The organism is Polaromonas sp. (assembly GCF_029945925.1).
Taxonomy (GTDB): domain Bacteria; phylum Pseudomonadota; class Gammaproteobacteria; order Burkholderiales; family Burkholderiaceae_C; genus Polaromonas.
This window is the reverse complement of the sequence record NZ_JAQSDN010000050.1, coordinates 1-19767: the sequence shown is the minus strand read 5'-3', so window position 1 is coordinate 19767 and position 19767 is coordinate 1. Positions and strand designations below refer to the sequence as shown.

General features: G+C 66.4%; 19 protein-coding genes. 3 read left to right on the top strand and 16 right to left on the bottom strand.

Going from position 1 to position 19767, the window contains the following annotated elements; translation table 11 throughout:
- Positions 1-113 precede the first annotated feature (113 nt).
- The 16 genes from PSV40_RS18180 to msrA all read right to left on the bottom strand — a co-directional run bounded on the left by PSV40_RS18180 (position 114) and on the right by msrA (position 17162).
- On the bottom strand, positions 114-983 hold the full coding sequence (locus PSV40_RS18180; RefSeq protein ID WP_300540396.1) for an isocitrate lyase/PEP mutase family protein: 870 nt from the start codon (positions 981-983) through the stop codon (positions 114-116).
- Positions 980-2377, bottom strand: coding sequence for an FAD-dependent oxidoreductase (locus PSV40_RS18175; RefSeq protein ID WP_300540394.1), 1398 nt, complete (start codon positions 2375-2377; stop codon positions 980-982). Before PSV40_RS18175 ends, PSV40_RS18180 begins: the two co-directional genes overlap by 4 nt.
- On the bottom strand, positions 2374-2976 hold the full coding sequence (locus tag PSV40_RS18170; RefSeq protein WP_300540392.1) for an isochorismatase family cysteine hydrolase: 603 nt from the start codon (positions 2974-2976) through the stop codon (positions 2374-2376). Before PSV40_RS18170 ends, PSV40_RS18175 begins: the two co-directional genes overlap by 4 nt.
- Before the next feature lie 4 nt (positions 2977-2980).
- Positions 2981-5032 carry a hydantoinase/oxoprolinase family protein gene (locus tag PSV40_RS18165; RefSeq protein ID WP_300540390.1) on the bottom strand — a complete coding sequence of 684 codons (2052 nt, stop codon included), beginning with the start codon at positions 5030-5032 and terminating at the stop codon, positions 2981-2983.
- Complete coding sequence (locus PSV40_RS18160; protein ID WP_300540389.1) at positions 5029-6759, bottom strand: hydantoinase B/oxoprolinase family protein; 1731 nt, start codon at positions 6757-6759, stop codon at positions 5029-5031. Before PSV40_RS18160 ends, PSV40_RS18165 begins: the two co-directional genes overlap by 4 nt.
- A gap of 4 nt (positions 6760-6763) precedes the next feature.
- Positions 6764-7732 (bottom strand): tripartite tricarboxylate transporter substrate binding protein, encoded by a 969-nt coding sequence (locus PSV40_RS18155; RefSeq protein ID WP_300540387.1) that lies wholly within the window; start codon positions 7730-7732, stop codon positions 6764-6766.
- A gap of 28 nt (positions 7733-7760) precedes the next feature.
- Positions 7761-9110, bottom strand: a complete 1350-nt coding sequence (locus tag PSV40_RS18150; protein WP_300540385.1) for an MmgE/PrpD family protein — start codon at positions 9108-9110, stop codon at positions 7761-7763.
- The gene (locus tag PSV40_RS18145) at positions 9103-9609 is read right to left on the bottom strand and encodes a 3-isopropylmalate dehydratase (protein ID WP_300540383.1); all 507 of its coding nucleotides are present in this window, start codon (positions 9607-9609) and stop codon (positions 9103-9105) included. Before PSV40_RS18145 ends, PSV40_RS18150 begins: the two co-directional genes overlap by 8 nt.
- Entirely contained in the window at positions 9609-10898 is a 1290-nt protein-coding gene (locus PSV40_RS18140) for a 3-isopropylmalate dehydratase large subunit (RefSeq protein WP_300540381.1), read from the bottom strand. Before PSV40_RS18140 ends, PSV40_RS18145 begins: the two co-directional genes overlap by 1 nt.
- 29 nt (positions 10899-10927) lie before the next feature.
- Positions 10928-11638 (bottom strand): ABC transporter ATP-binding protein, encoded by a 711-nt coding sequence (locus tag PSV40_RS18135; protein WP_300540379.1) that lies wholly within the window; start codon positions 11636-11638, stop codon positions 10928-10930.
- A complete protein-coding gene (locus PSV40_RS18130) occupies positions 11635-12399 on the bottom strand; it encodes an ABC transporter ATP-binding protein (protein ID WP_300540377.1) in 765 nt (254 codons plus the stop codon). The genes PSV40_RS18135 and PSV40_RS18130 overlap by 4 nt, the downstream gene beginning before the upstream one ends.
- Complete coding sequence (locus PSV40_RS18125; RefSeq protein WP_300540376.1) at positions 12392-13372, bottom strand: branched-chain amino acid ABC transporter permease; 981 nt, start codon at positions 13370-13372, stop codon at positions 12392-12394. The genes PSV40_RS18130 and PSV40_RS18125 overlap by 8 nt, the downstream gene beginning before the upstream one ends.
- Positions 13373-13380: 8 nt before the next feature.
- Positions 13381-14253 carry a branched-chain amino acid ABC transporter permease gene (locus PSV40_RS18120; RefSeq protein WP_300540374.1) on the bottom strand — a complete coding sequence of 291 codons (873 nt, stop codon included), beginning with the start codon at positions 14251-14253 and terminating at the stop codon, positions 13381-13383.
- Between the two features lie 91 nt (positions 14254-14344).
- Positions 14345-15547 (bottom strand): ABC transporter substrate-binding protein, encoded by a 1203-nt coding sequence (locus PSV40_RS18115; protein ID WP_300540372.1) that lies wholly within the window; start codon positions 15545-15547, stop codon positions 14345-14347.
- Between the two features lie 19 nt (positions 15548-15566).
- Positions 15567-16364 (bottom strand): GntR family transcriptional regulator, encoded by a 798-nt coding sequence (locus PSV40_RS18110; protein WP_300540370.1) that lies wholly within the window; start codon positions 16362-16364, stop codon positions 15567-15569.
- 237 nt (positions 16365-16601) lie between these two features.
- Entirely contained in the window at positions 16602-17162 is a 561-nt protein-coding gene (msrA, locus tag PSV40_RS18105; RefSeq protein ID WP_300540368.1) for a peptide-methionine (S)-S-oxide reductase MsrA, read from the bottom strand.
- Positions 17163-17380: 218 nt separating this feature from the next.
- On the opposite strand from msrA, the gene PSV40_RS18100 reads away from it, so the two are divergent.
- The 3 genes from PSV40_RS18100 to PSV40_RS18090 form a co-directional block, all read left to right on the top strand.
- Entirely contained in the window at positions 17381-18151 is a 771-nt protein-coding gene (locus PSV40_RS18100) for a YdcF family protein (protein ID WP_300540366.1), read from the top strand.
- A gap of 112 nt (positions 18152-18263) precedes the next feature.
- Complete coding sequence (locus PSV40_RS18095) at positions 18264-18950, top strand: TetR/AcrR family transcriptional regulator (RefSeq protein WP_300540364.1); 687 nt, start codon at positions 18264-18266, stop codon at positions 18948-18950.
- Positions 18947-19767, top strand: an 821-nt coding sequence (locus PSV40_RS18090) for an efflux RND transporter periplasmic adaptor subunit (protein ID WP_300540362.1), incomplete at its 3' end; no start/stop codon positions are given. The genes PSV40_RS18095 and PSV40_RS18090, both read left to right, overlap by 4 nt.

Below are 19767 nucleotides of genomic sequence, written 5' to 3'. Positions count from 1 at the left end.
AGGGTGCTGCAGCGGCAAAAAGGACGTGAGCTTCTAAGTTAGCGCTTATGGGATCTAGTCCGGGATGACAAAACGGGGACCGGGGTGGCCGTCGATGATTCGCAGCTGCCGTGCTACTCGTAGCGTTTGCCGGCCGCCATCAGCTCGTCCGTGCCTATCACCTCGTTGAGCCCGTCAAAATCCAGCATCTGTTTCTGCCACGGCACCGTGGTCTGGTGCTGGTGCAGGCTGGCGTAGTAGCCCTGCAATGTGTGTGTCACGGCGCGCACGGTGCCGCCCGGGAAGATGACGATGCGAAAACCGCGCGCGCCGAGTTCGGTGGCGCTTTGCACCGGGGTCTTGCCACCTTCGACCATGTTCGCGAGCATGGGGATGCGTTGCGCAAAACGCGCGCAGGCCGTGTCCATCTGCGCGGGTGTGCGCAGGGCTTCGATGAACAGCGCATCCACGCCGCATTCAACATACCGCTCGGCGCGTTCGAGCGCGGCGTCCAGACCCTCGACCGCAATGGCATCGGTGCGCGCCAGGATCAGGGTATCGGCGCTGGTGCGGGCGTCGAGCGCGGCCTTGAGCTTGCCGACCATCTCCTGCAGCGGCACCACGGCCTTGCCGTCGAGGTGGCCGCAGCGTTTGGGAAAGGTCTGGTCTTCGAGCTGGATCATGGCCGCGCCGGCGCGCTCGAAGCCCCTGACCGTGCGCATGACATTGAGCGCATTGCCGAAACCGGTGTCGGCGTCGACGATGACCGGCAGGCTCACGCGCTCGGTGATGCGGGCCAGCGTGTCGGCCACCTCGGTGAATGTCGTCAAGCCCACGTCGGAGCGGCCCAGGCGCGTGTAGGCAATCGACGCGCCTGACAGGTAAAGAGCCTCGAAGCCGGCCTGCTCGGCCACCAGCGCGCTCAGCGCGTCGTAAACGCCGGGGGCGAGCACGGCCTGGGCTTGCGCCAGGCGCTGCTTCAATGAAAGCGGTGTTGAGTTCATGTCTTGGTTTCCAGTAGCTTGGCCGCGCTGCGCGCCGCGATGTAGCCGCCCGCGATGGCGCTGAGCAGACCGTTGCCCGAGAGGTAGCCCCAGACCGCGTTGCCCGAGACACCGCGCGCGGCGCCGCCGGCGGCCAGCAGATTCTTGAAAGGGCTGGCGTCTTCGTGCAGCACATGGCAGTGTGCGTCGATGTCCAGCCCGCCCTGGGTGTGAAACAGCGCGCCTGTCACCTTGACGGCGTAGAAAGGTGCTTGCAATGCGCGCTTGAAAACGCGGCCGTCGGGCGCCGCTGCGCCGGGCGCCACGGCTGCAGCCAGCGTGGCGTGCAAGGCGCCAACATCGCAGCCGATCTGCGCGGCCAGCGCCGCCTCGTTATCGCAGCGCTTGAGCGCACCGGCGGCCTCGGCCTCACAGAAATCAGGGAAGCCGCGCGCGAACGTGAGCAAGGCCTCGTCGAACACATTCCAGGCCACGCTGCCGGGCTGCGCGAGCACCTGCACGGCGGCCTCGGAATAACCCAATGTTTCATTGTGAAAGCGCTGGCCCAACGCATTGATCTGCACCGCGCCCTCCATCATCAGCGCCCACGAGACAAGCGCACCCTGCGGCACGGCCCAGGAACCGTGGCCCTGGTAGCCGCCGAGGTCGGCCAGGCGCGCACCCAGGGCGCGGCCCCAGGCGATGGCGCTGCCGTCGTTGCCGGTGTGCCCGGCAAAGGTGGCGTCCTTCATCTCGGGCAAAAGCTGCTGCACCATGGCCGCGTTGCCGCCAAAGCCGTTGCAGGCCAGGATCAGTGCGTCGCAGGCCAACTGCTCCAGCGTGCCGTCGGGCCGCTCGTAGGCGATGCCCAGGATCTCGTCGCGCGCATTGAGCCAGAGCTCGCGCACCAGCGCGCGCGTGACGACGGGAACGTCGGCCGCTTCGGCGGCCTGCTGCAGGCGCGCCATCAGGCCGGCGCCGGTCTTTTCGGGCACGGCATGCATGCGGTGCCGGCTGTGGCCGGGGTAGAGGAAATCATCGAGCAGCACAAACTCGAGTCCGTGGCTGGCCTGCAGTGCGTCAATGGCCGGGCCGATCGCCTCGGCATAAGCCGTGGCCAGCTGCGGGGCCGCCGTGCCATGGGCCTTGGCCTGGATGTCGGCCGCAAAACGCCGCGGGCTGTCTTCAATATTTTTTGATTTCTGCACGCGCGTGTTGGGTGCGGGCACAAAACCCGAGGACAGCGCGGTCGAGCCGCTGGGCACGGCGTCACGCTCAAGCACCACGCAATCGATGCCGGCATCGCGCAGCATCAGCGCCGCGGTCAGGCCGCAGGCGCCGGCGCCCACAATCGCGACCGGCACATGGATGGGCGCGTCCATGCGTTCGCCGCGGCGAATCACGGGCACTGTCATGACAGCGACCGGATGAATTCTTCGCAGCGCATCACCTGCGCAACCGTGCCCATGTCAGCCAGCGAGGTCGCATGGATTTCGGGCTTGAAGGCCGCGCAGCCGTCGCTCAGAACGATGGTGTGGTACTCGCGCATGTGGGCATCCCGCACCGTGCTGGCCACGCCGCCGTTGGTGACGATGCCGCAGACGGCCACGGTGTCTATGCCCGAATGGCGTAGCACCCAGTCGAGCTGGGTGTTGAAAAACGCCGAGTAGGCGACCTTGCAGACCGACACGTCGATCAAGGGCTGCAGCTCGGCCACGTTGGCCTGGCCCGCGCTGCCGGGGGCGAAGTCGCCGCGGCGCAGAAACGGGCGCAGGGCCAGGAGGTGCGGCGAGATCATGGGTTCGCCCCGGGCATCGGGCCAGAGCGTGAACTGGCTGGACGCCACCAACCCGCCGCCGGCCTTGAGCGCACGCGCCACGCCGGCCACGCGGCCGGGCAGTTCACGCGCCGCCGCACTGGCCGCGCCACCACGCGCATACGCGCCATCAGGCGAGAGGAAATCGTTTTGCAGATCGACGATGATCAGCGCGATTTTTTTCGGTGAAGTCTTCATGGTGTCAGGAGGGTTTGACCAGCAGGTTGCCGAAGCTGTCGACCGTCGCGTGAAAGCCCGGCTCCAGCCAGACCGTGGTGTCGGGCTGCTCTAGGATGGCCGGGCCGTCTATGCGCGCACCGACAGGCAAATCGAGGCGCGGGTAACGCACCGCCGCCCACCAGCGCCCGGCGTGGAACACCTGCTGCTCGCCGCTGGACGCCGTGGAGCCCGCACCCGTGGGGGCCAGCACCGCGAGGTCGAACTTGGGCCGCACGCCGATACGCGCATAGCGCAGGTTCATGACGCGAATGGCGATGCCGCCCAGCACGCGGCCAAAGGCGGCCAGGTAAGCCGCTTCAAAGGCAGTCTGAATCACGGCGGTCGTGATCAGCTCGGCCTGCGTCACGGGCAAGGGCACCTGCACCGTGTGGGTCTGGCCCGCATACAGCATGTCCAGCGCAATGACTTCCTGCACTTCGGAGAAACGCACGCCAGCAGAATCCAGCCGTTGCTGGCAGGCCGTCGCCACGGTGGTGATGCGCTGGCGCAGGTCGGCGATGTCAAGCTCGGCCAGGCCTTTGTTGAGGGTCTGCACCGCGTCGTGCCGCATGTCGGCCATCACGCAGCCCAGGGCCGAGGTGACGCCGGGGTAACGCGGGACGATGCCGGTGGTCACGCCGACTTCGCGCATCATGGCGCACACGTGCAGCGCGCCGCCACCGCCAAAGGGCATGTAGGCAAAGTTGCGCGGATCGTGCCCACGCTCGATGGACACCACGCGGATCGCGCCGGCCATCTTGGCGTTGGCCACCGTGAGTATGGCCTCGGCCGCAGCCAACACGTCCAGTCCCAGGGGTTGCGCCACATGCTGCTCAATCGCCGCGCGCGCCTTGCCGGCGTCCATGGCCGCGAGCAGGCCGCCACCCAGCGGACGGTCGGCGGCAATCCGGCCCAGCAGCACGTTGGCGTCGGTCACGGTCGGGCGTGTGTTGCCGCGGCCGTAACAGGCAGGCCCCGGGTTGCTGCCGGCCGACTCGGGGCCGACCTGCAGCATGCCGCTGGCATCAACCGAGGCGATGGAGCCGCCGCCGGCGCCTATGGTCTCGATCTGGATCATGGGCGAGCGCACCACCATGCCAAACTCGATGGAGGTCTGCGCCGACAGCGCCGCTTCACCCTTGGCAACCAGCGACACGTCGAAGGATGTGCCGCCCATGTCGCCGGTGATGGCGTTGGGGAAACCTGCCGAGCGGGCAATCGCCGCGCAGGCGATCACACCGGCCGCCGGGCCCGACAGCGCGGTGCGCACCGGCACGTCGCAGGCGGTCTGGCGCGACATCACACCGCCGTTGCTTTGCACGATCAACAGCTCGCCGGCAAACCCCTGGCCGCGCAGGTCGGACTCCAGGCGCGTGAGGTAGCTGCCGACCACCGGCTGCAACGCCGCGTTCAGCGTGGCCGTGGAGCAGCGTTCGAACTCGCGGATCTCCGGCAGCACCTCGCTGGCGGCGGTCACATGGGCGTTGGGCCAGAGCTCGCGCACGGCGGCGACGGCGGCGCGTTCATTGGCGGGGTTCGCATAGGTGTTGATGAAGAACACGCAGACCGCCTCGCAACCTTCGGCCAGCAAAGCGCGGGCCTGGGCGCGGACCTGGTCCAGGTCCACGGGGGTGTGGATGCTGCCATCGGCCAGCACGCGTTCATCGACCTCCAGCCGCAGGTCGCGTGGCACGATGGGCTCGAAGCTGCCGCGCAGGCCCCAGGTTTGCGGGCGATCGCGCCGGCGCATCTCCAGCACATCGCGGAACCCGCGCGTGGTGATGATGCCGGTGCGCGCCACCTTGCGTTCGAGCAGCGCATTGGTGCCCACCGTCGTGCCGTGCACGATGGTGGCAATGCTGGCCGCCGAGTCGGCCACCCGGGCCACACCGTTCATGAAACCGCGCGCTTCCTCGCCGCGTGTGGATGGCACCTTGACGATGCGCGCACTGCCGCTGGCTTCGTCCAGTACAAACAGGTCGGTGAAGGTGCCGCCGACATCGACGCCGACAATCAATTGCCCGGCGGTGCTCATGCGCCCTCCTTCTTCGCGGCGCCTGCCGTCACGTAACCTAGCGCCAGATCGCGCTCACGCGAACTCTGCAGGCGATCCGCAGGCGCACCGTAACCACCGCCGCCCGGCGTCTGCAGCCGCACGCGTTCGCCTTTTTTCAGCTTGATGCCGACCATCTTGGAGACCATCGGGGGTGTTTTCCATTCATTGTTGTTCTCGTAGCTGAAGACATTGACCGCAGCCTCGCCGCCGCCCGCAATCCCTTTGGGCGCGGACTTGCCGCGTTCGCCGAAGATGAAGACCTCGGCGTCCTGCTCAAGTAATTCGATTTCGTAGTTCGCGCCGAGTCCGCCGCGGTACTGCCCGTCGCCGCCGGAGTCGGCGCGCAGCGACCATTCGGTGAAACGCACCGGGTAGGCGGCTTCCAGAATTTCCAGCGGCGGAATCGTCGCCGTGGAAATCGGCGCATTGCCGTGGCTCAGCCCGTCGCCGCCCGAGTGGCCGCCGTGGCCGCCGCCGAAGAAGCTGAACATCACCCAGCGCTGGCCCTTGCGGGCAGCGTCCGTGCGGTGACCGGCGATCGACAGCGCATTGATGGTGCCGTAGGCCTGAGCCACGGCGCGTGTCGGGTCGGCCTGCGCCGCCGCGCTGAAAATCACATCGATCATGCGCAAAATGGTTTCGGTGTAGCCGCCCACGGGACGCGGCCGCGCCGCGCTGATGACCAGGCCGTCGGGCAGCACGAAGTCCACCGCGTCGAGCACGCCGGCATTGGCCGGCACGTCGGGGAACAGGTGCTTGAGCGCCACATAACAGGCGGCAATCGCGGTGGCGCGCGAGATGTTGACCGGGCCGGCGCACTGCGGCGAGGTGCGCGAAAAATCCAGCGTCATGCGCTCGCCCTGCACCGTCATGTCCAGCGCAATCGTCAGCGGCTCGTCCTTGACGCCATCGTTGTCCAGGATGTCACTGAAGGAGTAGCGGCCATCGGGCAGCGAGGCGATGTGCGAGCGCATCAGCTTCACGGCGCGCGCGCGCATCTCGCCCATGGCCTGTAGCACCAGCGCGTCGCCATACTCGTCGAGCAGGCCGTGCAGGCGGCGCACGCCGAGCTCGAGTGCGGCGAGCTGGCCATTGAGGTCGCCCCAGAGGCTGTCCGGCAGCCGGGTATTGGCCTGCAGAATCGCCAGCACATCGGCGTCGAGTGCGCCGGCGCGAACGATGCGCACCGGGGGGATCTGCACCGCCTCCTGCCAGCACTCGGTGGCCGCCGGGTTGTAGTTGCCGGGCACCGCGCCGCCCACGTCGTGCCAGTGCGCGGCCGAGGCGAGGTAACAGAACAGCTTGCCACCGCGGAAAAAAGGTCGCACCAGTTTGAAGTCGTTGGCGTGGGTGCCGCCCTCGTAAGGGTCGTTGAACAGCCAGGTGTCACCGTCGGCCATGCCGGCGGCGGGGTCGCCCGGCGCACTGCGCTCGCGCGCCACCCGGGCCGCGGCGCGCACCGCGAACGCCATCGCGCCGACAAACACCGGCAGGCCGGACTTGCCCTGCACCAGCGTGTCGCCCGAGCCGGCGTCATACAGGCCGTGGCAGGCGTCGTGCGCCTCGGCAATGATGGGGTTGAAGGCGCTGCGGTACAGCGTGGCGTCCATCTCGTCGGCGACCTGCTCGAGGCGGCCCCGGAGGACAGCCAGCGTGACGGGGTCCATCGCGGCGGGTGCCGCGGGGTTCTTGCTTGGTTCGTTCATTTTTTCAGTCCACCTTGGCGCCGCTGGTCTTGACCACCTGCGCCCATTTGTCGATCTCGCGCTTCACATGCGCGGCGAATTCGGTCTGGGTCGAGCCGACCGGCTCGGCGCCCAGCGCGGCGAGTTTTTCACGCACGTCGGGCAGGCGCAGGATGCGCTGCACCTCGGTCGAGAGCTGGTTCACGATCGCCGCTGGCGTGCCCTTGGGCGCGAACAGGCCGGACCAAGCGTCGGCATAAAAGCCCGGGTAGGTTTCGGCAATCGTCGGCAGATCGGGCAGCGCCGGCGCGCGATGCAGGCTGGTCAGCGCGATCGCGCGCAGCTTGCCGGCCTTCACATGTTGCAGCGCGGACGGCAAGCCATCGACCATGACCTGCACCTGACCGGCCAGCAGGTCGGTCACCGCTGGTGCACTGCCCTTGTAAGGCACATGGGTGATGTCGATGCCGGCGGCGGACTTGAGCAACTCCATGCCCAGGTGCGCGGCCGTGCCGTTGCCGAGCGAGGCGTAGTTGAGCTTGCCGGGCTCGCGCTTGGCTAGGGCCACGAGTTCGGCCAGCGTGCGGGCCGGCACGGACGGATGGACCACGACCACGTTGGGCACCACGGCAACCTGGCTGATCGCGACGAAATCGGCGACCGGGTCATAAGGCATCTTGCTGTATAGCGAGATGTTGATCGCGTGCGAACCGGTCACACCCATGACCAGCGTGTAACCGTCGGGTGCGGACTTCGCGACGATGTCAGAGCCGACGTTTCCGCCGGCGCCGGCGCGGTTGTCGATGACCACGGGCTGGCCCCATTTTTCGCTCATTCTGGTGGCGACCAGGCGCGCTGCCGCATCGGTGGCACCGCCCGGCGGGAAGGGCACCACGATGCGTATGCTCCGGCTCGGATAGTTGTCGGCCTGCGCCGCTGCGGCAAAGGAAAGGCAGGCGCAGAGCGCAACAGTCAGAAGTTTGATTGGGTTCATCATGGGTTCTCGGTTGAGTGAAAGGTCTTCAGTGCGCGGCTTCGTCGTGCAGCAGGGTCCAGAGCGAACGCAGGGAGCTGTCGCGTTCGGTCGCGGCAAGCGCGACGATGAAGCATTCGCAGCGCGCCGCCGGCACGCTGGCACCGGCATAACGCATGAACTTGGCCGCGACCTGTTCCGGGCCCAGCGGCTGGTCCGGGTCGCCGTCTATGGTCGTCACCGTGCGCTCTATGTCCAGGCCAGCGGCACGCAGCTCCAGCGTGGCGCCGCGCTGCCCGCTGCGCGTGAGGTCCTCGTCGACGCGCAGCTCGACCAGTGCCTCGAGGCGCCGCAGCTCCACATCGTTGAAGCTGTCCGCGTCGTAGCTCGCGGGCTCTATGTCACCGAAGCGCAGCATCGCCGCGATGCCGAAGGACAGGCTGAACTGCGCCTGGATAGGCGTGCGCGGCGCGCGGTTGCCGCAATAGGTGACGGCTTCCTGGTAAACCGTCAGCACGATTTTTTCGATGCGCTGCGTTTCGCCATCGATCGCCTCGCGCGCGGCGCGCGCCGCCATCGCGCCGTAATGCACATGGCGCACGGCCGCAAACGGCTTGAGGTAGGCGTCGAGGATCAGGTCCTGCGCGGGAGCAGGTGCGGTGTCCGCTGGCGCAGCAAAATTCTGCGCATAAAAAAACAGCGCGTCGGCCGGCCCGTCTATGCCGGCCTGCGCCGCGAAGGCGGCTTCCAGACCGAGCGCGGCGCTGTGGCCGAGGTAGGTGTTGCGCGCGTTGCAGCCCGCGCGCACCGGCAGGTAGAGGCTGGTCGGCAACTGGCAGGCCGCGATGTCTATCGCATGGACGATGCCGGCGCCGTCGAGCCCGAGAAGGTGCGCCACCGCCGCTGCCACACCGAGCGCCGGCCAGTTGCCGTCGACATGCATGCCGGGACGTATGCGCAGCCAGGCGCCGGCGCGCGCGCCGACCTCGTAGCCGAGCACCAGCGCGTCCGTGAAATGGCCGACACTGTCGCCACGGGCCAGCGCCAGCGGCAGCAGCGCCGCGATCACCGGCACGCCGGGGCGGCCATGCGCCAGCGCGTGGCCTTCGCAGGCCTCATGCCAGGTCGCGGCCATCGCGAACACCTGCGTGGCGGCGCCCAGCGTCAATGGCGGGCCGCCCGGCAGGAAAAAGCGCCCTGGCTCCCGCGCCGATGACTGGCGCTCGAGCGTCTGCACCTCGGCCGCCGCGCGACCCGCGAGCGCGCAGCCCAGCGTGTCAAGAAAGATCCGCCTGGCCTGCGCCGCGACCGGCGCCGCTGCCGGCCGGCTCGCGCGCAGCGCGATCGCGCGCTGCAGCGCCTCGCGCTGCCCGGTGTGCCCCATGTTGTCCTCAGCCACGGGTTGCCTCCTTCGCCAGACGGCGCTTGAGCTGATTGAGCAAGCCCCCGGCCTCGACCATCTCGAGCAGGAAGTCGGGGATGGGCTCGCAAGCCAGATGCTCGCCCTGCGCGGACACGAGCTCGCCGCGGCGCGCGTCGAAGCTGATCGCTTCGCCCTCAGCGATGCGCTCGGCCTGCGCGCAGGTCAGCAGCAACAGGCCGACATTGAAGGCGTTACGGAAATACAGACCGCTGAACGAGGGTGCAATCACCGCCGCCACGCCGAGCTTGACCAGCACGGCGGCCGCCTGCTCGCGCGACGAGCCGATGCCGAAGTTGGGGCCGGCCACGATCACGTCGCCCGGCCGCACCTGGCTGGCGAATTCGGGTCGCACGGATTCAAGGCAGTAGGTGGCGATCCTGTCGATGCCGTGTTTCATGGCATGGCCAGGCGCCAGCACATCGGTGTCAACATCGGCACCGAGCTTCCAGACGCGGTGGGTTGTCGCCGCCTGCATCACGCCAGCACCTCACGCGGATCGGTGATCACACCGCGCAGGGCCGAGGCGGCCACGGTGTAGGGCGAGGCCAGGTAGACCTCCGCGGTCGCCGAGCCCATGCGGCCCTTGAAGTTACGCGCCGTGCTGGAGATCACCGTGGTGTTGTCGCCCATGGTCTCGCCATAACCGGCACAGGCGCCGCAGGCGGTGGGGAACAGTTCTGCGCCGGCATCGAGCAGCACCTGCAGCACGCCCTCTTCGCGGGCGGCGGCCTGGTCCTTCTGGCTGGCCGGCGCCACCATCAGGCGCACGCCGGGCGCCACGCGCCGGCCGCGCAGCACCTCCGCGGCCGCGCGCAAGTCGTCGAGCTTGGCGCCGGTGCAGGCGCCGATGTAGGCCACGTCCACCGGGGTGCCGCTGTAGAGGGTCACCACATCGGCATTGGCCGGGCTGTGCGGTGCGGCCACAAACGGCGCCAGAGTGCCGGCATCAAATTCATGGCGCGTCATGGCGGCGCCTTCGTCGCTCTGCCAGCGGCTCAGGTCGCCCAGCTCGCTGACCGGCGCACCGGCGGCCTGCAGCCACGCTGCAGTGACCTCGTCGGGCGCGATCAGGCCGACCTGCGCACCGAGTTCGGCACTCATGTTGGACAGCGTCATGCGCTCCTGCATGGCCAGCGCCCTGACCGCGGGGCCGGCAAACTCCACCGCCTGGTACTGCCCGCCGTTCATGCCAAAGCGGCCAATCATGTGCAGCATCATGTCCTTGGCGGTCACGCCTTTTTGCAGGCGGCCGCGCCAGTGCATCTGCAGGGTCTGCGGCACACGCAGCCATATCTCGCCGGTCACCACCACACCCAGCATCTCGGTGCTGCCGATGCCGAACATGTAGGCGCCGAACGCCCCGCCGGTGGGCGAATGCGAGTCGCCGCCGACACAGAACATGCCGGGCCGGATGTGGCCGTGCTGGGCCACCACCACATGGCAGATGCCCTGGCTGTCGTAGACATGGGGCAGGTCCTGCTCACGCGCCCAGTCGCGCGCAATGCGCACGATCCGGCGCGACTCGTCGTCACGCTCGGGCACATAGTGGTCCATCACCAGCACCACACGCGACTTGTCCCAGATCTGCGCGCCGAGTTCTTCCAGCATGGGCTTGAGCCGGCGCGGACCGGACGAGTCGTGGAACATGGCCAGATCCACCTTGCAGGTCACGATGTCGCCCGGCGAGACCGACGAACGTCCGGCCGCGCGGGCGATCAGTTTTTGCGCCAGCGTCTGGGCCGGCAAGCTCTCTCGAGGTTTCATGATCAGGAGGTCCAGAGCATCATCGGCGATCAAAGCCCCAGGTAGGCGCGGCGCAGTTCGTCGCTGCCGAGCAGATCGGCCGGCAGGCCCGAAAAACGGATGCCGCCGTTTTCCATGACATAGGCCCGGTCGGCGATTTCCAGCGACTGGCCGACGTTCTGTTCGACCAGCAGGACCGCCAGCCCGCCTTCGCGCAACTGGCGGATCAGGCCGAACATTTCGTCGACCAGCAACGGCGACAGGCCCAGCGACGGTTCGTCGAGGATCAGCAGGCGCGGTTCGGCCATCAGGCCGCGGCCGATCGCCAGCATCTGCTGTTCACCGCCGCTCATGGTGCCGGCCAGCTGCGGCAGGCGCTCCTTGAGGCGGGGGAAAATGCCGAAGACCTTCTCGAGGTTGGTGGCGCGGCGTTCGCGCGCGCGCGTGAAGGAACCGAGCTCGAGGTTTTCCAGCACCGTGAGGTTCGGAAACACCTTGCGCCCTTCCGGCACCTGGATCAGGCCGGCCTTCACCACATCGCGGTAATGCGCGCGGCTCAGGTCCTTGCCATCAAAAAAAACGCTGCCGGCCCAGGCAGGATAGATGCCGCAGATCACGTTGTTCAGCGTGGACTTGCCGGCGCCGTTGCTGCCCAGCAGTGCCACGGTTTCGCCGGCCTGAACCGTCAGGTCCACGCCGCGCAGCACTTCGACCTGGCCGTACCCACCGCGCAAGCCGCGGATTTCAAGCAATGCAGTCATGTCCTTGCTCCTGCCAAGGCCGCCGCACGCAGGCGCGCTGCCGTGCCATGGCCCAGATAGGCTTCGACCACTTTCTCGTCGGCGGTGACCACAGACGGGCTGCCCTGCGCAATCAGCTGACCTTGGGCCAGCACCCAGACATGCCCGGCCAGGTTCATCACGGCCTGCATCACATGCTCGATCATGAGCACGGTGACGCCGCTTTGCGCAATGCCGCGCACCACGGGAATCATCTCGGTGATTTCCTGCGGGTTCAGGCCCGCCAGCACCTCGTCGAGCAGCAGCAGGCGCGGCCGCGTGGCAAGCGCCCGCGCAAGCTCGAGCCGCTTGCGGCCGGCCACCGTCAGATCGGACGCGGGCTTGTCGAGCAGCGCCGTCAAGCCGACGCGGGCGGCGACCTCCTCGGCCTGGCTCAGCGCACTGCGCCTGTCCTTGAGATGCAGGTGCGCACCGACGGCGATGTTCTCGCGCACGGTCTGCGTGGCAAACGGCTGCACGATCTGGAAAGTGCGCGTCATGCCCTGGCGCGCATTGAGGTGCGGCGCCCGGCCGGTGATGTCCTGGCCGTCGAACACCACGCTGCCGCTGTCGGGTTTCAAAAAGCCCGACATCAGCGCAAACAGCGTGGTCTTGCCGGCGCCATTGGGACCGATCAGGGCCGTCAGGCTGCCCTGCGGAACTTCGAGGCTCACGTTCTGCACGGCCCGCAGGCCGCCAAAGGATCGGGACAGGCCCTGGATGGAAAGCAGGGAATCAGCCACGTCGGCCTCCGTTCTTTGGCCCGCGCCCGCGCCACAGCGACCTGGCGGTCGCGCCCAGTCCGCCTATGCCGCGCGGCATGAACATCACGATGGCCACCAGCACCACGCCATAAATCACCATGTTGATGCCGGGCAGTTCGCCGAACAGGTTGCGCGTGATGTCGGCCAGCACATGCAGCACCAGCGCGCCCAGCACCGGGCCCCACAGCGTGCCCAGGCCGCCAACGATGGCGGCGACCAGCGCCTCGACCGAGGTGTGGGCGCCGTAGGCGATGCCGGGATCGATGTACTGGAACACCTGCAGATAAAAGGCGCCGCCCGCCCCCATGAAGCCGCCCGACAGCGCAATCGCTCCGAGCTTGATGCCGAAGGGGCTGACGCCAATTGCGCGTGCCGCGTCCTCGTTGTCGCGCACCGCCTGCAGGTAGGCGCCAAAGCGCGAGTTCTTGAGCCACCAGCTCACCAGCAGCGCGGCCGCGACAAAACCGAGCACGACGTAGATATAACCCTTGCGTGAGCCGAACTGCATGTTGGCAAACGATTCCTGCAGCGGCAGCATCAGACCCACACCGGCGCCGGTGAAGGGCACGGACAGGGCCAGAATGCGGAACACCTCGGCAAAGGCCAGCGTCACCAGCGCGAAATACGAGCCCTTGAGGCCGTAGCGAAACGACAGCGCGCCGACAAAGATACCGACCCCGGCGCTGCCGGCCACCGCCAGGCTAAGGGCCATCCAGGCGTTGAGCCCGCCCTGCAACTGCGCGATGGCCTGGATGTAGGCGCCCGTGCCGAAGAACAGCGCGTGGCCAAACGAGAACTGGCCGCCAAAGCCGCCCAGGATGTTCCAGGCCTGGGCCAGCAGGGCCGCGTACAGCGCCATCATCACGAAGTTCAGGACCACGCCGGAGTCGGTCACCAGCGGAATGCTGGCCACCAGCGCCACAAACAGGCCAATGCCGGTCAGGTCTTTCATGCTGCTTCTCATGCCTTGGCTCCAAACAGGCCCTGCGGGCGAAACAGCAGCACCGCGATGAAGATGGCAAAAATGCCTATCTGTCCGAGCGACTCACCGAGGTACAGGCCGCCCAGCGACTCGACCACGCCGATCAGCAGGCCGCCGAGCAAGGCGCCGCCAAAGCTGCCCATGCCGCCCAGCACCACGATGGTGAAAGACACAAGCACAAAGCCGCTGCCGACCTGCGGGTTCACGTAATAGGCAGGCAAGAGGAAACAGGCAGCGGCGCCCAGGCAGGCCAGGCCGATGCCGAAACTCATGGCGTAGACATGGTCGACGTCTATGCCCATGAGCTTGGCGCCGTGTTTTTCCTTGGCGACCGCGCGGATCGCGCGGCCCAGATCGGTCTTGCCGACCATCCACAGCAACAGGCCGGACACCGCGAGCGCGCCGGCAAAGGCCACCAGCTTGGGCAGCGCGATCATGGCCGGGCCGATGGCCACAGTGGTCAACGTGTAAGCCGTGTCTATGGTGCGGGTGTCGGACTTGAAGAACAGCAGGGCCGCGTTCTCCAGGATGATGGACAGGCCCAGCGTCACAAGCAGGATGTTTTCATCCTTGCCATGGCTGGCGCGGTTGATGATCAGGCGCTGCAGCGCATAACCGAGCACAAACATGCCGGGCACCACCAGCGGCAGCGCCAGGTAGGGATCTATGCCCAGATGCTGCTTGAGCATGTACACGGCATACAGCGCGATCATCAGGGCCGCACCATGGGCAAAGTTGATGATGTGCAGCACACCGTAGATCAGGGTCAGGCCCAGCGCGATCAGCGCATAGACCGCACCCGTGGTCACGCCATTGAGCAGGGAGGGGAAAAGAATGCTGAGGTCGAACATGGGTCACACAGGAAAGTGGCACGGCCGCTGGCACCTGGCCCGGCCAGGCGTGCGAAGACGCTGGCGCAGGCTAGGCGCGAACGGTGTATTTTCAGGCCCGCAGCGGGAACAGGGGGTCGGCTTCGCGGTAGTCGCGCGGGATGATGACCTTGATGTCGCTCTTGAGAACCTGGGTCATCAGCGGCTGGGCGCCCATGTTCTGGCCGTTGACGAATCTGGTCGCGCCGTAGGGCATGATGTGATCGGAGAAGGTGCTGTTCTGCAGCGCGTTGATGATGGCCGCGCGGTCGGCTGATTTGGCCTTGTCGATGGCATCGGCCAGCAGGCGCATCGAGGTGTAGGTCATGAACACCTCGTAGCTGAAAAACAGGCCCTGGGCCTCGACCCGCTTCTTGAGTTCGGCCGAGCGCTTGTCCTTGGGGTTGAACCAGTGATTGCAGTCGATGATGCCGTTGGCCGCGTCCGGAAACTCCTTGACGAACTTGTAGCTCGACGCCGCGCCGCCCAGCACCGAATAAATCGCCTTGGGGCTGATCTTCTGCTGCTGCATCGTGCGCACCAGCAAGGCATATTCGTTGTAGTAGTTGGCCGGAATCACGATGTCGGGATTGACCGCCTTCATGCGCAGCACGATGTTGTTGAAGTCGCGCGTCGGGTTTGCGTGCTTGATCACTTCCTTGACCTCGTAGCCGTAGCCGGGCAGCTCGCGCGCCAGCAGGTTGGCCGTGCCGGTGCCGAACAGCGACTCTTCGTGAACAATCATCACGGTCTTCGCGGGCTTGCCGGCTGCGGTGTTCAGCACATGCAGGTTGGCGACGGCGGTCTCGGCACACTTGCGGTAGCCGGGGCCGAAGCGGAAGGTGTTCTTCAGGCCACGCTCGACGATCTGGTCGGCCACGCCGACATCGACCACGTGAGGCAGGTTGTATTTGGCGGCCGCCTGGGTGGTGGCCAGGCAGATCGCCGAGGCAAAGGCGCCGACGACGGCGGACACGCCGGCTTCATTCATCTTTTCAACCTCGGCAACCCCGGCCTGCGGCTGGGACTGCGCGTCACCGAGCAGCGCTTCGAGTTTGGCGCCGCCCATGGACTTGATGCCGCCGGCCTTGTTGATGTCCTCGATGGCCATGAGTGCACCCAGGCGGCACTGCTGGCCCGAATAGGCCAGCGCCCCGGTGACCGGGTGCAGCACACCAACCTTGATGGACTTGGGCTGCGCGCCCCCGACCAGGGGAAATGCCAGAGCCGAAGCGGCCGCGGCAGATTGGGACATGAAATGGCGACGTGTACTCATGGCATTTTCCTAAAGTGGGTTAATGGAACTTGGCGGACAACTCTTTGCTGACCCACACCTTGGCATCGATGCTGCCAACGCGCGACAACTGCATTTCATACTCGTACCTGTCCGGGCGGTACAAACCATGCAGCCATTGAATCGGGCGGTCCTGGTCGTCGTAAACCAGGCGGCGTACGGCCAGCAGGGCCGAGCCGACCGCGACGTCCAGATGTTTGGCCACCATGACATCGGCCAGCCGCGCGGAAATCGTCTGGTGGGCACGGCCGACCTTGACCCCGGACTCTTCGAGCAGCACGAGAATCGGTTTTCTGGCCAGCTCGCGCCGCCCGAACTTGCGGGCGATGTCTGCCGGCACATACGTTGTGATGTGGGACACCGGGCCTTCGCGTGTACTGCGCACCCGAATCGCTTTCTGCACCGGGTCGCCCGGCTTGAGTTGCAGGGCACCGGCGACGCTGGCAGACGCGGTCACCAGTTCCACCTCCAGCACGTTGACCGAGGTTTTCAGCCCCATGCTGACCAGGTTTTCCAGCAGGCCGGTAAGCTGGGCCCGCTGCTGCCCCGCCTGGCCGCGCGGTGCGGCCGGCGAAGCACCGACGTCCAGCGCCCGCGTGCCACGCCCCGGCTCGCGCGAAATCAAGCCCTCGGACGCCAGTTGCTCCAGTGCCCTACGCACCGTGACACGCGCCACGCCGAACTGCTGCATCAGCGCCAACTCGCCAGGAAATCCCTCGGAGAACCGGCCTTCATGCAACTGCTCGCGGAGCACCAGATAAATCTGGTGGTACTTCGTCATGGGCAATGCGGGTGACATGCGACGATGGTAGGAACAGTCCTATTGTTCTGTCAATAGGACATTTGTTTCTTCAACCAAACCAAGGGTTTCCCCGCACCATGCGACATTGATTTGCACCAGATGCGGGCGCCGCGCACCAGAACCGGCATCAAAACAGGCATCAGAACCGGCGCAGGTCCGGCCTCACCCGCAGCGGCTGGTGCTTTGCGCAAGAGTCAGGCGCGCGACGACCTCGGGTCGCCCCGGCGGCAACCCTCAGCTTTTGGCATATTCCGAAAACGTCTTGCGGAACTTGGCCACCTTGGGTCCGGCCACCGCTATGCAATAACCCTGGTTCGGGTTTTTCTCGAAGAAGTCCTGGTGGTATTCCTCGGCCGGCGAGTAGTTGGCCACCGGCAGCACTTCGGTGACAACGGGCTTGCCGAACAGTTTTTGCGCGTTCAGTTCATGGACCATGTCCTCGGCCACCTGCTGCTGCTCGGACGTCGAGTAATAAATGCCGCTGCGGTATTGGGTGCCGGTGTCGTTGCCCTGGCGGTTCAGCGTGGTCGGGTCGTGGATCACGAAGAAAATTTCAAGAATGGCGCGCAGGCTGATTTGCGCCGGGTCATACACCAGCTTGACGACCTCGTTGTGCCCGGTGGTGCCGGTACACACCTGCTCGTAGGTCGGGTTGTTGACATGGCCGTTGCAGTAGCCCGACTCGACGTCCACGATGCCGCGCACCTGCACAAACACCGCTTCGGTGCACCAGAAGCAGCCGCCTCCCAGCGTGATGGTCTGCAGGCGCGTGCCGTTCGATGGGTCTTGTGTCATGGATGATCCTTGTTTGGTTACGATCGGTCGGTTCCGGCTTGTTTCTACGGGCTTGACCGAATGGTATTGAATTCAGGCATCGATCATCCGGCAAACAGGAAAACCCTTTGGACGTCCTGCCGCTGCCCCGCAACCTGCTTCCTGAAGTTCATCAGTCATATTGGCCTCCAGCCCTTTATGCACCTGCGCAAGCAGCTATCTATTTGAGAGCATTTTGAATGATGTCACTGGGTGAATTCAAGCCGATTCTTGCCACGCTGTTGCTGCCGCCCGCGGCACCGCTGTTGCTCGCCCTGCTGGGCCTGGTGCTGGCTACCCGCAAAAAGGCGCCTGGCCTGCTGCTGGCTTTTGCCGGCCTGGCCCTGCTCTGGTTCGTCAGCTGCCACGCGGTCGCCGTGTGGCTGGCGCAGACCATCCTGCCGCAGCACGCGCCGCTGACGGTCGCCGCGCTGAAAAACAGCGGTGTGCAGGCCATTGTGGTGCTGGGCGGCGGGGTGCATCCCGTCGCGCCCGAGTATGGCCAGGCGCAGTCCTCCCCCGCCGCGGCCATGCGCCTGCGCTACGGTGCCTGGCTCGCGCGCCAGACCGGCCTGCCGGTGGCGTTTGCCGGCGGCATGGGCTGGGGCGCGGCCGACGCACAAGTCCTTTCGGAAGGCGAAGTCGCACGCCGCATGGCCGAGCAGGACTATGGCCTGAAGCTGCGCTGGGTCGACGACCGCTCGCGCGACACGGCCGAAAACGCCAGCCTGCTCAGGCCGCTGCTGCATAAGGACGGCGTGCAGCGGATCGCGCTGGTCACCCATGCCTGGCACATGCCGCGTTCGGTGCTGGCGTTCGAGCGCGCCGGCTTCACGGTGACCGCTGCGCCCATGGGTTTCATGCTGCCCAGCCGCAACGGTGTGCTGGAATGGCTGCCATCGTCCGATGGGCTGGATGCTTCGCGGCTGGTGCTCAAGGAGTGGCTGGCCCTGCGCATTGCCCGGCCTTGATCTGCCGCAAGCTTTACCGAACCTTCACCCGCCTGAGCCCGGATAAAGTGGGCGAGTCCCTTGACGGACCGGGAGCAAGGCACTACATTACTAACCAGTCAGTCAGTAACTCATGTCCATCTCCAAATTCCTCAGCGATACCACCGCCACGCTCTCGGCCAAACGCGAGCGGCGCAAGGAAGCGCGCCCCGGCGAGCTGCTGGACGCCGCGCTCGACCTGTTTGTCGAAAAAGGTTTTGCTGCAACCCGCGCCGAAGAAGTGGCCGCCCGCGCCGGCGTTTCCAAGGGCACGCTGTTCCTGTATTTCCAGAGCAAGGAAGAACTGCTCAAGGCCGTGGTGCGCGAAAACATCTCGGGACGCTTCAAGGAGTGGAACGACGAGTTCGAACGTTTTGAAGGCACGGCCGCCGAGATGCTGGCCTATTGCATGACGGTGTGGTGGGAGCGTGTGGGTGCCACCCGGGCCTCAGGCATCACCAAACTCATGATGAGCGAAGCCGGCAACTTCCCCGAAATCACCGCTTTCTATCAGCAGGAAGTCATCGAGCCCGGCCAGGCGCTGTTTCGCCGCATCATGCAGCGCGGCATCGATCGGGGCGAATTCCGGCCGATGGACCTGGACTACGCCATCTACAGCGTGATTGCGCCCATGATTTTCCTGATTCTGGCCAAACATTCCGCGGGCACCTGCGCAGACCCCAGCCTGCCGGGCAACGCCACAAAATACATCGCCACCCAGGTCGACACCATCCTCCACGGGATCTGCGTGGCCCCCACCACTGGCAAGGAAAAAAAATGAAACCCTGGATCAAATGGGCCGTCGCCCTCGTCCTGTTGCTGCTGCTGGCCACGGCCGTGTGGGGCACGCTGTCGGCACGCAAAAAGCAGCAACAGGCACTGGCCGACACCACGGCCGCCAAGGCGCAGACCGTGGTCGAACTGGCGGCCACCGATGTGTTCCAGGCCAAAACCATGGAGCTCAGCCAGGGCCTGCCGGTGTCGGGTTCACTCAAGGCCGTCAACTCGGCCTTCGTCAAGACGCGGGTGGCCGGCGAACTGCAGGGCCTGACGGTGCGTGAAGGCGACACCGTCAAGGCCGGGCAGGTACTGGCACGCATCGACGCCAGCGAATACCAGTCGCGCATGCGGCAGGCGCAGGAGCAGGCCGATTCGGCCAAAGCGCAGATCGACATCGTGCAGCGCCAGTACGACAACAACCAGGCCCTGGTCAACCAGGGCTTCATTTCCAAAACGGCGCTCGACGCCTCGCTGGCCAACCTCAACGCGGCCAAAGCCACGCACCGGGCCGCACTCGCCGCAGCCGAGGTGGCCAAAAAATCGCTGGACGACACGGTGCTGCGCGCACCCCTGTCGGGCCAGGTTGCGCAGCGCCTGGCCCAGCCCGGTGAACGCCTCGGGGTGGACGTGCGGGTGCTGGAAATTGTGGACCTGAGCCGGCTTGAAATGGAAGCCAGCCTGAGCGCGGCCGATGCACTGACGGTGCGCCCCGGCCAGAGCGCCGTGCTGCAGATAGAAGGCAGCGCGCAAACCATCAAGGCGACGGTGGCACGCATCAACCCCAGCGCGCAGGGCGGCAGCCGCAGCGTGCTGGTGTA

What these genes read in the sequence shown, in the direction of transcription:
- PSV40_RS18180 (WP_300540396.1), bottom strand. Translation starts at nt 983, where the DNA reads ATGAACTCAACACCGCTTTCATTGAAGCAGCGCCTGGCGCAAGCCCAG.
- PSV40_RS18175 (WP_300540394.1), bottom strand. Translation starts at nt 2,377, where the DNA reads ATGACAGTGCCCGTGATTCGCCGCGGCGAACGCATGGACGCGCCCATC.
- PSV40_RS18170 (WP_300540392.1), bottom strand. Translation starts at nt 2,976, where the DNA reads ATGAAGACTTCACCGAAAAAAATCGCGCTGATCATCGTCGATCTGCAA.
- PSV40_RS18165 (WP_300540390.1), bottom strand. Translation starts at nt 5,032, where the DNA reads ATGAGCACCGCCGGGCAATTGATTGTCGGCGTCGATGTCGGCGGCACC.
- PSV40_RS18160 (WP_300540389.1), bottom strand. Translation starts at nt 6,759, where the DNA reads ATGAACGAACCAAGCAAGAACCCCGCGGCACCCGCCGCGATGGACCCC.
- PSV40_RS18155 (WP_300540387.1), bottom strand. Translation starts at nt 7,732, where the DNA reads ATGAACCCAATCAAACTTCTGACTGTTGCGCTCTGCGCCTGCCTTTCC.
- PSV40_RS18145 (WP_300540383.1), bottom strand. Translation starts at nt 9,609, where the DNA reads ATGCAGGCGGCGACAACCCACCGCGTCTGGAAGCTCGGTGCCGATGTT.
- PSV40_RS18140 (WP_300540381.1), bottom strand. Translation starts at nt 10,898, where the DNA reads ATGAAACCTCGAGAGAGCTTGCCGGCCCAGACGCTGGCGCAAAAACTG.
- PSV40_RS18135 (WP_300540379.1), bottom strand. Translation starts at nt 11,638, where the DNA reads ATGACTGCATTGCTTGAAATCCGCGGCTTGCGCGGTGGGTACGGCCAG.
- PSV40_RS18125 (WP_300540376.1), bottom strand. Translation starts at nt 13,372, where the DNA reads ATGAAAGACCTGACCGGCATTGGCCTGTTTGTGGCGCTGGTGGCCAGC.
- PSV40_RS18120 (WP_300540374.1), bottom strand. Translation starts at nt 14,253, where the DNA reads ATGTTCGACCTCAGCATTCTTTTCCCCTCCCTGCTCAATGGCGTGACC.
- PSV40_RS18115 (WP_300540372.1), bottom strand. Translation starts at nt 15,547, where the DNA reads ATGAGTACACGTCGCCATTTCATGTCCCAATCTGCCGCGGCCGCTTCG.
- PSV40_RS18110 (WP_300540370.1), bottom strand. Translation starts at nt 16,364, where the DNA reads ATGTCACCCGCATTGCCCATGACGAAGTACCACCAGATTTATCTGGTG.
- msrA (WP_300540368.1), bottom strand. Translation starts at nt 17,162, where the DNA reads ATGACACAAGACCCATCGAACGGCACGCGCCTGCAGACCATCACGCTG.
- PSV40_RS18100 (WP_300540366.1), top strand. Translation starts at nt 17,381, where the DNA reads ATGATGTCACTGGGTGAATTCAAGCCGATTCTTGCCACGCTGTTGCTG.
- PSV40_RS18095 (WP_300540364.1), top strand. Translation starts at nt 18,264, where the DNA reads ATGTCCATCTCCAAATTCCTCAGCGATACCACCGCCACGCTCTCGGCC.